We start from the raw sequence: 14520 nt of genomic DNA on the forward strand, positions 1-14520 counted from the left end.
ATACATCAGCAGGCGCACACAAAGTTCATGGGAACCACTACTGCAACTAAATCGACTGTAGCAGGCCCGGGCTCGTCGCGGTGGACATTCCGCGGCCGGTCTTTCCGGCCCCTCCCCCACGGGAGCGGCTCGCCCGCCGACGGGCTCGGCAACGGGTGGTGCCGCCACGGCAGTTGGGACACCGGCGGCGGGGCCCGGTCGGGCGAAGAATTTTTTCGGGCCGGGCGGGTCCGCCGAGCCAGGGCCGGCTGGTCGTGCCCTGTCACCCGGCGGGGTTCCGGCCCTCCGGAAGGGTCCACTCCCCGGTTTTTCGGAGCATACTGATCGGGATGACGAAATCACCGGCAGTCCGGCGCCACCTGCCCACCAGTCCCTTCAAAGCCCCGGCCGAGGTGCCCCGCAAGCGGTTCGCCGCGGGCGACCGGGTCACCCACGACAAGCACGGCCTCGGCCGGGTCGTCGACGTCGAGGACGGCAGCGACATCGCGGTCCTCGTCGACTTCGGCTCCCGCCAGGAGCGACTCACCCCTCCGTACGCCGAGATGTGGAAGCTCTGACCCGGGGCTCCCCCCGGGACACCAGGGCCCGGGCCCCGGAACGATCCACGAGACCTTCCCCAGGACGCCGGACCGTGCGTAGGCCGTAGGACAGGCCGCGCGCACGGTCACGCGCCCGGCCTGCGCCGAACCGTGCACGAGGCCACCGAAGCCGGCGGCGGCGCAATAGTCTGGGTGCATGTCGAACTCTGATGAGCTCCTCGTTGACATCGCCGCCATGGTGGAGTCCGAGCACAGCAACCAGATGTCCTTGACCGTGGTCGTCCCCGGAGCGGTCATCACCGGCCGGCTCGCACCGATGGACCTCTGGTTCGAGCGGGTGTCGGAAGTCCTGCACACCTCACAGCACTTGAAGCCGTTCGCCGCCCTCTTCTCCCCGCCCGCCGCCGGCGCGCCCGCACGGCCGACGCACCTGCACCTGCACCGGGCGCGGATCCTCCAGGGCGACTTCGGACTGCCCCATACCGGCGGCATGTACCGGATCGCCATCGAGGACGTGAGCAGTTGGACGGTGGGTGACCTCAGCTACTCCGACGCCTGACCTCCGACGGGCCCCGGGCGCCACACGGCCGCCCGGGGCCCTGTCCGTCCGCGAACACGGGCCCGCGCCGCGCCGTCAGCGGCCGGTGAGCGAGCGAAGTTCGGCGGCGTAGAGCTCGGCGGGGTCGAATCCCATGCCGGTGAAGTGGCCGGCGAGTTCGAGGGAGAGCACGCCGTGCAGCCGGGTCCAGACGGCGAGGGCCAGGCGGAGGACCGCCGGCGGGGCCGGGTGCCCCCCGGCCCAGGCCCGGTGTTCGGCGAGGTGGGCGTCGAGCGGGGACGGCGGCACGGCCGGTGACTGCTCCGCGGGTGACTTCTCGACGGGCGGCTGTTCGGCGGCGCAGGCATCGAGCAGGACGGCCATGATCTCGACGGAGATCCGGGTGGTGTCCTCGGGCGCCCGGTAGCCGGGCACGGGGGTGCCGTAGACGAGCAGGTACCGCTGGGGGTCGTCCAGGGCCCACCCGCGCAGGGCCTGCGCCAGCCCGGCCACGTCGGTACCCGCGGCGGCGCGGGCCTGGAAGGCGTCGGCGAGGCTCCGGTAGGCGTCCCGGACGAGTTCGGTGATCAGCTCGTCGCGACTGGCGAAGTACCGGTAGAGGGCCGGGCCGCTCATGCCCATCCGCTTGGCGATGGCGTTGAGGGACAGCGCGGAGGCCCCGGCGGTGGCGATCTGCTCCCAGGCCCGCTCCTTGATCTCCTCCTGCACCTGGGCGCGGTAGCGCTCCCGGGGAGTCCTCACATCCGACGCGCCCATGGCCGCCTCCAGACCTCACGACGACGACATCACCATCTCGTTAGAGGCTATCACTCCCCCTCTTGACTCTCACCGACGCCGTTCGTTATAACTTCTAACGAAGGCAACAACATCTACCGAGAAGGAGGGCGTCATGGACACCGAACGCCTCGTCCAGGTCGTACTGCCGGGCATCGTGGCGCCGGAGGGCCTGGAGATCCGGCACGGAGCCGTACCGCGGGCCGGCCGGGGGCAGGTCCTGATCGCCATGGAGGCGAGCGGCGTCTCGTTCGCCGAGCAGCAGATGCGCCGCGGCCGGTACTACGACCAGCCGCCGTTCCCGTTCGTCCCCGGCTACGACCTGGTCGGCCGGGTGCTGGCCATCGGCGAGGGCGTCGACCCGGGGCTGGCCGGGCAGCGGGTGGCCGCGCTGATGAAGGTCGGCGGATGGGCCAGCCACGTGACCGTCGACGCCGCCGACGCCGTGCCCGTCCCGGACGGCCTCACCGCAGCCGAGGCGGAGACCGTGGTGGTCAACGGCATCACGGCCTGGCAGCTGCTGCACCGCCGGGCACGGGTGCGCGCCGGGCAGCGGATCCTGGTGCACGGCGCCTCCGGCGGGGTGGGCTCCGTCCTGGTCCAGCTGGCGCGCGCGGCCGGCGCGCAGGTGATCGGCACGGCGTCCGCGCGACACCACGACGCCCTGCGGGAGCTCGGCGCGACCCCGGTCGACTACCGCACGGAGGACGTGGCGGCCCGGGTCCGGGAGCTGGCGCCCGGCGGGGTGGACGCCGTGTTCGACCACGTCGGCGGGCGCAGCGTGATCGACTCCTGGCGCCTGCTCGCCCCCGGCGGCACGCTCGTCGCCTACGGCAGCGCCTCCACCCGCGACGACACCGGCTCCAAGCAGTGGCCCGTGCTGAAGATCCTCGCCCGCACCTGGCTCTGGAACACCCTGCCCAACGGCCGCCGCGCCCACTTCTACAACATCTGGGCCGGCCGCGCCCTCGGCCGGGACCGCTTCCGCGCCCGCCTCCGGTCCGACCTCGCCCAGGTGTTCGCCGCCGTCGCCCGCGGTGACGTCACCGCCCGGATCCCCGCCCGGCTCCCGCTCGCCCGGGCGGCCGAGGCCCTGCGGCTGGCGGAGTCCGGGACCGTCAGCGGCAAGATCGTCCTGGTTCCCTGACCCGCGGGGCACGGGGGCACGGGGCCCGGCGACGACTCGGCAATGACCCGGCAATGGTTCAGACCATTGACGGCCCGGACGGGGGCTTCTACGGTGTCAGCACCGACCTGACGCAGGCATGCCACGATCTTCGGCCGCGCCCCCACGCGCGCGCGCCCTACGTCGGGCGCACACTCCATCCACCCCCACGGAGGAGCACCATGCGCAAACGTCATCTCGCCGGCGCGGCCGCGGCCGCGATCGCGCTCCCGCTCGTGCTGGCCCTGCCCGCCCAGTCGCACGGCTACATCAACCTGCCGCCCAGCCGGTCCGCGCTCTGCGGAGCGGGCGGGGTGCCGTGGGACTGCGGCGACATCCAGTGGGAACCGCAGAGCGTCGAGGGCCCGAAGGGCTTCCCCGGCCGGGGCCCGGCCGACGGCACCATCTGCGCCGGCGGGGACGCCCGTTGGGCCCCGCTGGACGACCCGCGCAACGGCACCTGGCCGACCACCCGGGTGACGGCGGGCCAGCAGCTCACCTTCACCTGGTACATCGAGGCCCGGCACTCCACCACGAACTTCAGGTACTACCTCACCAAGCCCGGTTACGACGCCGGCCAGCCGATCACCCGGGCCAGCCTGGATCTCACCCCCTTCCTGACCGTCCCCTACAACGGCCGCCAGCCCGCCGCCACCACCACCCACACCGCGACCCTCCCCAGCGGTCGTACCGGGCACCAGGTGGTGGTGGCGGTCTGGGACGTCGCCGACACCGGCAACGCCTTCTACTCCTGCACCGACGTCCAGTTCTGACGGTCCTGACCGCTGCACCGTACTGACGGCCCCGGTCCCGCCGCCCCTCGCCGGGGCGGCGGGACCGGGGCCCCAGCCGTCAGCCGTCAGCCGTTGGGGAGGATGACGGCGCGCCCGTTGATCCGGCCGCTGTGCAGGCGCTCGTAGGCGAGCGGCGCCTCGTCGATCCCGTAGGTCTCGACGTGCACGTCCACCGCGCCGGCCCGGGCGAGGTCGAGGACCTCGATCAGCTCACCGCGGGTGCCCCAGTACGGGGAGGACACCGAGACCTCGTACGGCAGGGCGCCGAAGCCGACGGCCAGGGTGCCGCCGCCGAGGCCGACGATCGTCACGTCGCCCTCCACCGCCGCCATCGCTCCGGCCGCGGCCGCCGTGGGCGGGGCGCCGACGAAGTCCAGCACCACCTGGGCGCCGATGCCGCCGGTGAGTTCACGCACCCGGGCGGGCGCGGAGGCGTCGGAGCGGACCGTCTCGTGCGCGCCGACGCCGCGGGCCAGCGCGAGCTTCTCCTCCGTCACGTCCAGGGCGATCACCCGGGCCGCGGTCATCGCGCGCAGCAGCTGGATCGCGACGTGGCCCAGGCCGCCGGTGCCGATCACCACGGCGGTGCTGCCGGGCGTCAGCTTGCCGAGCGAGCGCTTGATGGCGTGGTATGGGGTCAGGCCGGCGTCCGTGAGCGGCACGGCCCGGACCGGGTCGAGGCCGCCGAGCGGCACCAGGTGCCGGGGGCTGTCCACCACCATGTACTCGGCCATCGCCCCGGGGGCGCCCAGGCCGGGCGGGCGGATGCCCAGTTCGGCGGCGCGCAGGCAGTAGTTCTCCTTGCCCTCCGCGCACTTGGCGCAGTTGCCGCAGCCCCACGGCCCGTAGACGGCGACCGGTTCGCCCTCGGCCAGGCCGGTCACGCCCGCGCCGAGCGCGGCCACGGTGCCGACGCCCTCGTGCCCGAGGGTGAGCGGCAGGGGGAAGGAGAGGCGCTCGGCGGGCATGCTCATCACGGCGATGTCGGAGTGGCACACCCCCGCCGCGGTGACCTTGAGCAGGACCTGGCCGGGGCCGGGCTCCGGATCGGGGACGGTGACCACCTCGGGGGCGGCGCCGACGCTGCGGTACTGGACTGCCTTCATGGGTTTCGGACTCCCTCTCTCGGTCCCCCCGGTTGCGCTGCCCCGGCTCCCGGACGGGCCGGTGGCGGGCCGGTCAGCGGGCCGCGTAGGCGCCGTCGACCAAGGTGGTAGCTACCGTGGATGAAGGAGGCCCGGTCGGAGAGCAGGAAGGCGGTCAGTTCGGCGACCTCCTCGGCGCGGCCGAGCCGGCCGGCCGGGTGCAGGGCGACCAGTGCCTGACGGGCCTCCTCGTCGGCCGCGCTCAGCAGCGGGGTGTCGATGAAGCCCGGGCCGACGGCGTTGATCCGCACGCCCTGCGCGGCGTACTCCAGGGCGGCGGTCTTGGTCAGGCCCACCACGCCGTGCTTGGCGGCGGCGTAGGCGGGCGAACCGGCGAAGCCGTTGGTGCCCAGGATCGAGGCCATGTTGACGACGGCGCCGCCGCCGGCCGCCAGGATGGCGGGGATCTCGTAGCGCAGCGAGTAGAAGACGCCGTCGAGGTTGGTGGCCAGGACCCGGCGCCACTGCTCGGGCTCGTACGCGCCGGTGGGGGCCTTCGCGCCGCTGATGCCGGCGTTGTTGACGGCCAGGTGCAGGGCACCGAGACCGTCCACGGTGGCCTGGACGGCGGCCCGCACCGACTCCGGGTCGGTGACGTCCGTCCCGATCGCCAGGGCCCGGGCGCCGGCGGCCTCCAGTTCGGCGGCGGCCTTGCGGGCGCCCTCCAGGTCGAAGTCGGCGACGGCGACGGCCGCGCCGCCGGCCGCCAGGCGGCGGGCCACGGCGAGGCCGATGCCGGAGGCACCACCGGTGACCAGTGCGGCCTTGCCGGTGAACTCCTGGGGGTGGTCGGTGCCGGTCATGGCGTACGTCCTTTCGTGCGGGTGCGCCGGGGGGGCGCGGTGGTTCAGGCCGGGCCGTCGGGGGGCGGTTCGGCGGCGAGCAGGTCGAAGGCCCGTTCCACGAGGTCGGGCAGATCCGGTTCGTCGGCGCCGACGGGGTGGCGGACCCAGGCGCGGGAGGCGGCCTGGAGGGCCGCCACGCCGAGGCCGACGGCGACGGCCGGGCGCAGGTCGTACTCCGCGTCCAGGCCGAGGCGGGCGGCGGCGATCCGGATGGAGGCCTCCTCCTCGTCGACGCAGATCCGCCGGTAGGCGGCGGTCAGCGAGGGCTCGGCGGCGATCAGGCCGAACAGCTCCCGCACGCCGGGGCGCCGGTGCCAGGCCGGGTCCCGCTCGTCGCCCAGCCAGACCCGCAGCGCCGCGCGGTAGGCGGCCACCGGGGCCTCGGCGGCGGGGCGGGCCGCCAGCGTCGCGTTGATCCGGCCGAAGTCGGCGCGCAGGCAGTCCAACACGGCGTCCTCGCGGGAGGCGAAGTATCGGCTGAAGGTGCGGCGGGAGACGTCGGCCCGGTCGGTGACGTCCTCGACGGAGACGGCGGCCAGGCCGCGGTCCAGCACCAGCTGGAGGGCGGCGGCGGCCAGTGACTCGCGGGTGCGGCGCGCCTTGCGGTCACGCCGCCCCTCGGTGCTGTGCTCGGCCTTCTCGGTGGTCACGGGAGCCACCGTACACCCGGAAATGTCTCATTGGGACATGAGTCCCGACGGGACGCGAACCCGCCCCGGGCCCCGCGGGAAGGCGGGGGCCGGGGCGGGCTCGGAGGCGGGTCGAGTGGAACGGGTCAGGCCGACGGTTCAGGCGGCCGGGTCAGGCGGGGACTATCGCGAAGGAGCCGTTGCTGAGCGGGGTCTCGGTGTAGGGGCCGCTGTTGATGGCCTGCGGGGAGTAGCCGTCGAAGACCTGGCCGTTGACCGTGACGCCGGAGAAGTCCAGGCGGCTGAAGGAGGGGTAGCTCTGGCTCGGGGACTCGATCACGGCCTCGGCGCTGACGTTCTGGCCGTCGAGTTGCTGGCGGGTGCTCTCGCTCCAGCCCTTGGTGGTGTCGGTGATCTGCAGGGTGTAGCCGGAGCCGCCGTCGTTGACCACCGAGGCGGTGAAGCTGTCACCGGCGTCCACCGGGTCGCTGAAGTACTGCGGCGGGGCCGGGTACATCTCGTACCAGGCCGAGTAGACCGGGGAGCCGCTGGAGCAGTCGGCCTGGACACCGGTCTGCTCGACGGTCTGCGAGCCGTAGCCGTCGATGCCGACCCACGGGGCGAACAGGTCGTTGGCGGTGTTGCACTGCACGGCGGGCATGGTCCAGGAGCCGGAGACGCTCTGGAAGCCGCTGCCCTGGGCGACGTAGCCGCCCCAGACTCCGCCGTCGTAGCGGGCGCCGTGGCCGAAGCGGTGCGCGGCGCCGTAGCCGTGCGCGGCGGTGTGGGCGGCGGGGGCGGCGGTCGCGGGGGTCGCGGGGGTCGCGGCCGCGGCGGCCGGGAGGGCCAGCAGGGCGGCGAGCACGAGCCGGCCGGTGCGGGAAAGGGCCATGGGGGGCTCCTTCACTGGGGGTTGAGGGGGTGCCGCCCAGCTTGCGGGCGCCGCGGGCGGGCCGGGAAGGGAGCCGCGTGGGCAGGAACCCGACATGGCGGGAACATGTCGACCGATCAATCCCTTGATTTCGGGCACCGAGTGGCGCACAGTCGGCTCGTCCACTGGCGGTGGAGGGCGAGGAGGGCGCAGTGTCGGGGACGGGCATGCTCGCCGGACTCGGCCTCGGCGCGGTCGAGGAACAGCTCTACCTGCGGCTGCTCGGCGTCCAGGCCGCCGACCCGCAGTGGTTGGCCGCCCAGATGAACCTCCAGGCCTCGATCGTGCTCGCGGCGCTGGTCTCGCTGGCCGCGCAGGGGCTCGTGGAGGCCTGCGCGGCCGGGGCCTGGGCGGCGGTGCCGCCGGACGTGGCGGTGGAGGAGCTGCTGCTGCGGCGCGAGGTCGAACTGCGGCGCGCCCGGGGGCGGATGGGCGAGCTGATGCGCGCCTACCGGCAGGGCCGGGACGGCAGCGGCTCCGACGGGCCGGCCGAGGTGATCTGCGGGCGCAGGTCGGTCGCCGAGCTGTGGCGCACCCTGCAACAGGGGGTGCGCCGGCAGTTGCGGGTCCTGGACCGGCCCCCGTACATCCGGCGCAGCGATCCGCAGACCGAACTGGCCCTGCTGGCAAGGGGGGTGACGACCAGGGTGGTGTACCACAGCCAGGTGCTGCGCGATCCGGAGCGCCTGGCGGAGATCCACTCCTTCACCACGGCCGGGGAGCAGGCCCGGGTGCACACCGAACTGCCGCTGAAGCTGGCGCTGTTGGACGACCGCTGGGCGCTGCTGCCGGTCAGCGCGGGCACCGAGCTGCAGAGCGTGCTGCTGATCCGGCCCTCCACCCTGCTGGACGCGCTGGCCGGGCTGTTCGAGCTGTACTGGGCGCAGGCGATGCGGCTGCCCGCCCTGCCGGAGGAGAACCCGGAGGACCGGCACCGCCGGCTGCTCCCGCTGCTCGCGGCGGGGCTCACCGACGAGTCGATCGCCCGCCAGCTGGGGGTGTCCACCCGGACGGTGCAACGCTGGGTGCGGGAGCTGATGGACCGGTTCGGGGCCCGGACCCGGTTCCAGGCGGGCATCCAGGCCGCCCGGGCCGAGCTGCTGTGAGCCGGCTGCGCCACCGTCGGGCCGGCCGCCGGGGCCGGAGGCCTGGCCGAGCGGCCTGAAGGCCGCCGCCGAGGGCGGTACCGCGGGCGGTACCGAGGACATCGCCGACGGCGCCCGGGCCGGCTCCCGCACACGCGGGCCCCGCCCCGCTCCGCGCGAGTGCGCAGGTCAAGGCCGGGCCGGGTGCGCGCGGGAGGCCCGGTGACCGGGAGAATGGTGCGGACAGTTCACCGGAAGTACAGAGAAAGCGAACCCCCACCATGGATCTCGGCGTGCGCTGGAAGCTGCACGGTGACGGGCGTACGCCCGCGCCGGGGGCGGTCGTCCGCCCCGACGAACGGCTCTCCTGGCCCCGCACGGCAGGGCTCGGCGCCCAGCACGTGGTGGCCATGTTCGGCGCGAGCTTCGTGGCGCCCGTGCTGATGGGGCTCAACCCCAACCTCGCGATCATGATGTCCGGCGTCTCGACGATCATCTTCCTGCTGGCCACCCGCGGCCGGGTGCCCAGCTACCTCGGCTGCTCGCTGTCCTTCGTGGGCGTGGCCGCGGTGATCCGGGCGCAGGGCGGCACCAGCGCGACCGTGACCGGTGCGGTGTTCGTGGTGGGCGCGGCACTGTTCCTGGTGGGCCTCGCGGTCCAGCGGTTCGGGGCGCGGATCATCCACGCGGCGATGCCGCCGATCGTGACCGGCGCGGTCGTCATGCTGATCGGCTTCAACCTCGCCCCCGTCACCGCGTCGACCTACTGGCCGCAGGACCAGTGGACGGCGCTGCTGGTGATGCTGTTCACCGGTCTGGCCGTGGTGTGCCTGCGCGGCTTCTGGTCGCGCGTCGCGATCTTCCTCGGGCTGCTCTTCGGGTACGGGATCTCCTGGCTGTTCGACCAGGTCTTCGGCAAGATCCACTCGGTGGACGCGGGCGGCCACCTCACCGACCACTGGCGCCTGGACCTGTCGGGCGTCGGCAAGGCGGACTGGATCGGCCTGCCCGCCTTCCACGGCCCCTCCTTCCAGTGGTCCGCGATCCTGGTCGCCCTGCCCGTGGTGATCGCGCTCGTCGCGGAGAACGCCGGGCACGTCAAGGCCGTGGGCGAGATGACCGGCCAGACCCTGGACGACAAGCTCGGCGTCGCGATCTCCGCCGACGGCGTCGGCTCCATGCTCTCCACCGCGCTCGGCGGCCCGCCGAACACCACCTACTCCGAGAACATCGGCGTCATGGCCGCCACCCGGGTCTACTCCACCGCCGCCTACTGGGCCGCGGCCGGCTTCGCGCTGCTGTTCGGCGTCTGCCCGAAGTTCGGCGCCGTCGTCGCCGCGATCCCCGGCGGGGTGCTCGGCGGCATCACCGTCATCCTGTACGGCATGATCGGCCTGCTCGGCGCGCAGATCTGGATCAAGTCCAAGGTGGACCTGCGCAACCCGCTGAACCTGGTGCCGGCCGCCGCGGGCATCATCATCGGCATCGGCAACGTCACCCTGAAGTTCACCGACACCTTCAGCCTCAGCGGCATCGCGCTGGGCACCCTGGTCGTCATCACCGGCTATCACACGCTGCGGGCGCTGGCCCCCGCACACCTCAAGACGCAGGAGCCGCTGCTGGACGAGGGCACCTCCTCCTACGACGAGGGGTCCGGCGAGGACGGCGAGTCGGGCGGGGCGCAGCGGCGCACCCCGTAAGCGGGGCGGTCGCCGTGGCCGTGGCGGCGCCCTCGGCCACGGCTACGGCTACGGCTACGGCTACGGCTACGGCTGGAGCCGACCGGCGGAAGTGACCGAAAGGTACTTCCGCCCGTGCTTCCGCCTGGCCCGACGGGCCGTCAGGTGGTCGAATCGCTCCGTGCACCCGGGCCGGCCGGCCCGGGCGCGTCCGTTCCGGCCACTCATCCCCCCGGGAGAGGCATGTCCCTTCTGTCGCACCACCGCAAGGTCGCCGTCGGCGCCGTGGCCCTCGCCACGCTCGCGATCTCCTGCGGCTCGGCCACCGCGAGCAGCTCCGCCGTCGTCGCCGGCCCGACCGGGGCCGCCGCGGCGGGCAAGGTCCTCTGGACCCCGAGCACCAGCAAGGGCCCGTCCTCCTTCGCCTCCGTCCAGTGCGCGTCGGGGAACTTCGACGTCGTCAAGGACCCCGCCAAGGGCAGTGTGTGGCGGGCGTTCCAGGCCGCGGGCGAGGAGCGCTGCGAGACGCTCAGCCCCAACCTGAAGGAGGGCGACACCTTCTACCTCGGCTGGTCGTCCAAGGTCGACATCCAGGACTCCAACAGCCGCTACGTCTTCCAGCTCAAGTGCTCGCCGAGCACCGACACGGCGAACCACCCGATCGAGATCGACGCGACGACCGGACGCATCCGCCTCCAGGAGTGGGACACCGACCACGTCGCGCACTCGCTGTGGACGGCGCCGACCACCAACGGCCAGTGGCACTCGTACGCACTGAAGATCCGCCTGGGCCGCACCGACGGCACCATCGACTTCTGGTTCGACGGCGTGAAGCAGACCTTCACCACCGGCTCGGGCACCTTCACGGGCACCACCTGGGACGGCGACCGCAACTACCTCAAGTGGGGCTCCTACCACCCCTCCTCGGGCGACGCGACGAACACGTTCACCAGCCCGATCATGGCGACCACCCTGGAAGCGGCCACGGCCGGCTCGTAACGACGCCCGGCCCAGATCCTGTCCGGAGGCCCGGACCGCAGCTCGCGGTCCGGGCCTCCGGCCTTTCCCAGCGCGGCGCCGGAGCTCGTCACGGCCGGCCCGCCGCCGGGCCGACCCGCCCTCCCCCGCCGGCCGATCAATTCGCAGCGCCCGAGCGGCCCGACCGGTGAATTCCCCCGGACATCGACCGGTGCGATGTGGCGCCGGTCACACGATCGGGGCCTTCGGGGGCCTCCGGGTGAGAAGGGTCACGCCCGGCGGGCCGGCGGGCGCCCGGACGGCGACAGGGCCCGGCAGGACTGGGCGGGCGGGGTCGCGACACGGTCCGAGGTCCTGTCCGCTTCGGGACCTTGGTCGCGACTTCGGCCGACCTTCGGCCCGGTGGCGCCCCCCTCGCACCCGGGCAACCGTGGACGGTCGCCCGGTGTGAGCGGGCGATGGCGCCGTCCGCCGGACGGCGTCCTTCCCTGCCGTCTACCCGGCGCACGGTGAGCGGGCCATCCGCCGCCGTACGCTCCGGAGGACCCCCAGCACATGTCCCAGACCATCGACAACGCCCCGTATACCGCCTTCCACCGGAGACTGGCCCTCGCCTGCTCCGGTGGGCCGCTGCTCGACGGCTACATCCTGAGCATCGTCGGCGTCGCCCTGATCGGGATGCGACCCGAGCTCGGCCTGTCCACCGCGGAGGTCAGCCTGATCGGCGCCGCCGCGCTGGTGGGCATGTTCGTCGGCGGCGCGCTCTTCGGCGTGCTGACCGACCGGATCGGCCGGGAGGTGATGTACACCGCCGACCTGCTCGTGATGGTCGCCTGCTCGGTGCTCTCCTTCTGGGTCGACACGGTGTGGGCGATCGCCGTGCTGCGCTTCGTGCTCGGCATGGCCGTGGCCGCCGACTACCCCATCGCCACCTCCCTGCTCGCCGAGTGGCTGCCCGCCAAACAGCGCGGGCGGCTGCTCGGTCAGCAGATCATCGCCTGGTACGCCGGCTCCGTGCTCGCCTACGTGGTGGGCTACGCGTTCCTGGAGCTGGCCGGGCCCGGCAGTTGGCGGTGGATGCTCGCGAGTTCCACGGTGCTGTGCGTGGTGTTCCTGGTGATCCGCCGCGGCACGCCGGAGTCCCCGCGCTGGCTGGCCGCCCACGGGCGGGTCGGCGACGCGGTGCGCGTGGTCGAGAAGCACCTCGGCGTACGGGTGGACGGCCGCGAGCTGATGCCCGACCCGGCCGAGCGCGGCCGCCCCGGCGGGCTGCGCCTGCTGATGACCCCGCCCTACCGGCGCCGCACCCTGTTCTGCGGCCTGTTCTTCCTCTGCCAGGTCGGCCCGCTGTTCGCGATGCTCACCTTCGGCCCGCAGATCCTCTCCTCCTTCGGCATGCCCGGCGGCACCGTGATGGAGACCCTGGGCACCGGGCTGATCAGCCTCGTCTTCCTGCTCGGCTGCTACCCGGCCCTGCGCCTGATCGACACCCGCGGCCGGCGCCCCGTCATCATCTGGTCGTTCGCCCTGATGGCCGTCCCGCTGGCCCTGCTGGGCGTGTGGCCCACCGCCCCGGCGGCCGTCGCCCTGACGGCGCTGTGCGCGTACGCCTTCCTGTGCGGCGGGCCCAACGTCCTCGACTGGACCTACCCCAACGAGCTGTTCCCCACCGAGATCCGGGCGACGGCGGTGGGTGTGGCGACCTCGGTGAGCCGGATCGGCGCGGCCGTCGGCACCTACCTGCTGCCGCTGTCGCTGTCCGGACTGGGCACCGGTCCGACCATGCTCATCGCGGCCGGCACCACCGTGGTCGGCCTGCTGGTGTGCGTTCTGTGGGCCGAGGAGACCCGGGGCACCGCCCTGGGCGCCGCCCCGGCCGCCGGCCGCACGGCCGCCAGGCCGGCCGTCCCGGGCCAGCGCGTCCCGCAGACGGCGCGCTGAGGGTGCGCCGAGGTGCACTGACGGCCACCGCGTGACGCACCGGCGGCGCTGTCCGGGACCTTCCGGGCAGCGCCGCCCGGCCGACCGGACCTGAGGTGTGACGCTCGTCACAGGCGACCGGAACGGCTCGCCGACACCCTCGGGGCGGTGCGGGGCGGCCGGCGCCCCGGCGTCGCCGCCTGTCGCACCGGAGGGCGGGCGGGCTGTCGCAAGAACGGGCCGCGCCCGCCGCCGCCGGCCGCCCGACCTGCGGGGGTGGGACTCGCCGGCCGGAGCCGGCACCGGCGCCGCTCGCCGGCTTCACCCCTCGGCCCGTCCGCCCGCGACGGGCCGCCGCAGCGCATCGCGGTGGTCACCCCGTGGCGCGAAGCTGGCCGATCCCGGGCTGGTCGGCGGATTCTCGCTGAACCCGACTCAGATGTTCATCCGTAGGTTATGCGACGGTCGACCGGTGGTGGGCCGCTGGACGGAGGGATGGACGATGGGACGAGTTCTGACCGAATTGGTGGGCGACGCGGCGACGTTCGCCGAGGCGCTGGAAGAACGCCGGCCGCAGGTGTTCCGCACCGCGGGCTGGCCGGCGGGGCTGCCCCGGCCGGGCGAGTTGGACGAGGCGCTGCGCGGCGGACTGCTGCGGGTGCCCTACGTCGAGATGGTCCGGGCGGGTGCGGTCGTACCGCCCGCGGAGTTCTGCACGACCCGGGTGGTCGCCGGGCGCCGGGAGGAGGGCTTCGCCGACCCTGACCGGATCGCCGCCCTGCTGGCCGACGGCGCCACGCTGCTGCTGCCGCAGCTGGACCAGTGGCACGCGCCGGTGCGCGCGCTGGCCACCGACATCGCGGTCGAACTGGGCCGCCGGACCGAGGCGTTCTGCTTCGCGACGGGTGCCGGCCGGCGCGGGCTGGACGTGCACCGGGACGACGCGGACGTGCTGGTCGTCCAGCTCGCGGGAAAGAAGGAGTGGACGGTCCACGAGGCCCCCGCCGACGGGCGCTGGCGCCCGGGGCTGGCCCCCGAACCCGGCGCGGTGGCGCTCAACTCGGTGCTCGGGCCGGGCGAGGTGCTGTACGTGCCACGCGGTGCGCCGCACACCGCGACGGGCCACCAGGGCCTGTCGGTGCACCTCTCGTTCACGATCCGGGAGGCGGGCACGGGGCAACTGCGCGGCGCCGTCGGCGAGTGGCTGGCCGGCGGCGACTGGGCGGCCGGGCTGCCGGAGCGCCCGGCGAAACCGGCGGAACTGCTGGACACGGCCGCGGAGGTGCTGCGACTGGGCCGCGCCCGGCTGGCCGAACTGACCCCGCAGGAGCTGCTGCGGCTGGCCCGGGGGCCGCTGCCCGCGCCGGTGACGGACGACGGTCAGGCGGCGCCGGGTCACGGACCGCTGGCCGCCGGCGGCTGAGCCGGGCCGAGACCGGGCGGGGCCTGAACGCACGAGGGCGCGGTTGCCCGGACC

At 74.0% G+C, this 14520-nt stretch carries 14 protein-coding genes; 9 read left to right on the forward strand and 5 right to left on the reverse strand.

Annotated elements, in window-relative coordinates:
- The first annotated feature begins 329 nt into the window (after positions 1-329).
- Positions 330-557, forward strand: coding sequence for a hypothetical protein (locus AB0O82_RS23025; protein WP_063350359.1), 228 nt, complete (start codon positions 330-332; stop codon positions 555-557).
- Between the two features lie 178 nt (positions 558-735).
- Entirely contained in the window at positions 736-1098 is a 363-nt protein-coding gene (locus AB0O82_RS23030; RefSeq protein WP_363585824.1) for a hypothetical protein, read from the forward strand.
- 75 nt (positions 1099-1173) lie between these two features.
- Here AB0O82_RS23030 and AB0O82_RS23035 read toward each other — a convergent pair whose 3' ends face one another.
- Entirely contained in the window at positions 1174-1854 is a 681-nt protein-coding gene (locus AB0O82_RS23035; RefSeq protein ID WP_363585825.1) for a TetR/AcrR family transcriptional regulator, read from the reverse strand.
- 133 nt (positions 1855-1987) lie between these two features.
- On the opposite strand from AB0O82_RS23035, the gene AB0O82_RS23040 reads away from it, so the two are divergent.
- Positions 1988-3019, forward strand: coding sequence for a medium chain dehydrogenase/reductase family protein (locus tag AB0O82_RS23040; protein WP_363585826.1), 1032 nt, complete (start codon positions 1988-1990; stop codon positions 3017-3019).
- A gap of 200 nt (positions 3020-3219) precedes the next feature.
- A complete protein-coding gene (locus AB0O82_RS23045) occupies positions 3220-3810 on the forward strand; it encodes a lytic polysaccharide monooxygenase (protein ID WP_363585827.1) in 591 nt (196 codons plus the stop codon).
- 86 nt (positions 3811-3896) lie between these two features.
- On the opposite strand, the gene AB0O82_RS23050 is transcribed toward AB0O82_RS23045, so the two are convergent.
- The 4 genes from AB0O82_RS23050 to AB0O82_RS23065 all read right to left on the reverse strand — a co-directional run bounded on the left by AB0O82_RS23050 (position 3897) and on the right by AB0O82_RS23065 (position 7342).
- Positions 3897-4937, reverse strand: coding sequence for an NAD(P)-dependent alcohol dehydrogenase (locus tag AB0O82_RS23050; RefSeq protein WP_363585828.1), 1041 nt, complete (start codon positions 4935-4937; stop codon positions 3897-3899).
- The gene (locus tag AB0O82_RS23055) at positions 4934-5779 is read right to left on the reverse strand and encodes an SDR family NAD(P)-dependent oxidoreductase (RefSeq protein ID WP_363585829.1); all 846 of its coding nucleotides are present in this window, start codon (positions 5777-5779) and stop codon (positions 4934-4936) included. Before AB0O82_RS23055 ends, AB0O82_RS23050 begins: the two co-directional genes overlap by 4 nt.
- Positions 5780-5823: 44 nt before the next feature.
- On the reverse strand, positions 5824-6471 hold the full coding sequence (locus AB0O82_RS23060; protein ID WP_363585830.1) for a TetR family transcriptional regulator: 648 nt from the start codon (positions 6469-6471) through the stop codon (positions 5824-5826).
- Positions 6472-6622: 151 nt separating this feature from the next.
- Positions 6623-7342 carry a G1 family glutamic endopeptidase gene (locus AB0O82_RS23065; protein WP_363585831.1) on the reverse strand — a complete coding sequence of 240 codons (720 nt, stop codon included), beginning with the start codon at positions 7340-7342 and terminating at the stop codon, positions 6623-6625.
- A gap of 191 nt (positions 7343-7533) precedes the next feature.
- Between AB0O82_RS23065 and AB0O82_RS23070 the strand changes: the two genes are divergently transcribed.
- From AB0O82_RS23070 to AB0O82_RS23090, 5 genes are all read left to right on the forward strand, one after another.
- Complete coding sequence (locus AB0O82_RS23070) at positions 7534-8487, forward strand: helix-turn-helix transcriptional regulator (protein ID WP_363585832.1); 954 nt, start codon at positions 7534-7536, stop codon at positions 8485-8487.
- A gap of 260 nt (positions 8488-8747) precedes the next feature.
- The gene (locus AB0O82_RS23075) at positions 8748-10166 is read left to right on the forward strand and encodes a solute carrier family 23 protein (protein ID WP_363585833.1); all 1419 of its coding nucleotides are present in this window, start codon (positions 8748-8750) and stop codon (positions 10164-10166) included.
- 222 nt (positions 10167-10388) lie between these two features.
- A complete protein-coding gene (locus AB0O82_RS23080; protein WP_363585834.1) occupies positions 10389-11144 on the forward strand; it encodes a heparin lyase I family protein in 756 nt (251 codons plus the stop codon).
- Between the two features lie 534 nt (positions 11145-11678).
- Positions 11679-13064, forward strand: coding sequence for an MFS transporter (locus AB0O82_RS23085; RefSeq protein ID WP_363585835.1), 1386 nt, complete (start codon positions 11679-11681; stop codon positions 13062-13064).
- A gap of 481 nt (positions 13065-13545) precedes the next feature.
- A complete protein-coding gene (locus AB0O82_RS23090) occupies positions 13546-14466 on the forward strand; it encodes a cupin domain-containing protein (protein WP_363585836.1) in 921 nt (306 codons plus the stop codon).
- Positions 14467-14520: the final 54 nt, after the last annotated feature.

Origin of the sequence: Kitasatospora sp. NPDC088264 (assembly GCF_040685715.1) — a bacterium.
GTDB lineage: Bacteria > Actinomycetota > Actinomycetes > Streptomycetales > Streptomycetaceae > Kitasatospora.

Coding starts and splice junctions, on each gene's coding strand:
- AB0O82_RS23045 (WP_363585827.1), top strand. CDS start 3,220: ATGCGCAAACGTCATCTCGCCGGCGCGGCCGCGGCCGCGATCGCGCTC.
- AB0O82_RS23090 (WP_363585836.1), top strand. CDS start 13,546: ATGGGACGAGTTCTGACCGAATTGGTGGGCGACGCGGCGACGTTCGCC.
- AB0O82_RS23025 (WP_063350359.1), top strand. CDS start 330: ATGACGAAATCACCGGCAGTCCGGCGCCACCTGCCCACCAGTCCCTTC.
- AB0O82_RS23030 (WP_363585824.1), top strand. CDS start 736: ATGTCGAACTCTGATGAGCTCCTCGTTGACATCGCCGCCATGGTGGAG.
- AB0O82_RS23040 (WP_363585826.1), top strand. CDS start 1,988: ATGGACACCGAACGCCTCGTCCAGGTCGTACTGCCGGGCATCGTGGCG.
- AB0O82_RS23055 (WP_363585829.1), bottom strand. CDS start 5,779: ATGACCGGCACCGACCACCCCCAGGAGTTCACCGGCAAGGCCGCACTG.
- AB0O82_RS23085 (WP_363585835.1), top strand. CDS start 11,679: ATGTCCCAGACCATCGACAACGCCCCGTATACCGCCTTCCACCGGAGA.
- AB0O82_RS23080 (WP_363585834.1), top strand. CDS start 10,389: ATGTCCCTTCTGTCGCACCACCGCAAGGTCGCCGTCGGCGCCGTGGCC.
- AB0O82_RS23065 (WP_363585831.1), bottom strand. CDS start 7,342: ATGGCCCTTTCCCGCACCGGCCGGCTCGTGCTCGCCGCCCTGCTGGCC.
- AB0O82_RS23075 (WP_363585833.1), top strand. CDS start 8,748: ATGGATCTCGGCGTGCGCTGGAAGCTGCACGGTGACGGGCGTACGCCC.
- AB0O82_RS23050 (WP_363585828.1), bottom strand. CDS start 4,937: ATGAAGGCAGTCCAGTACCGCAGCGTCGGCGCCGCCCCCGAGGTGGTC.
- AB0O82_RS23035 (WP_363585825.1), bottom strand. CDS start 1,854: ATGGGCGCGTCGGATGTGAGGACTCCCCGGGAGCGCTACCGCGCCCAG.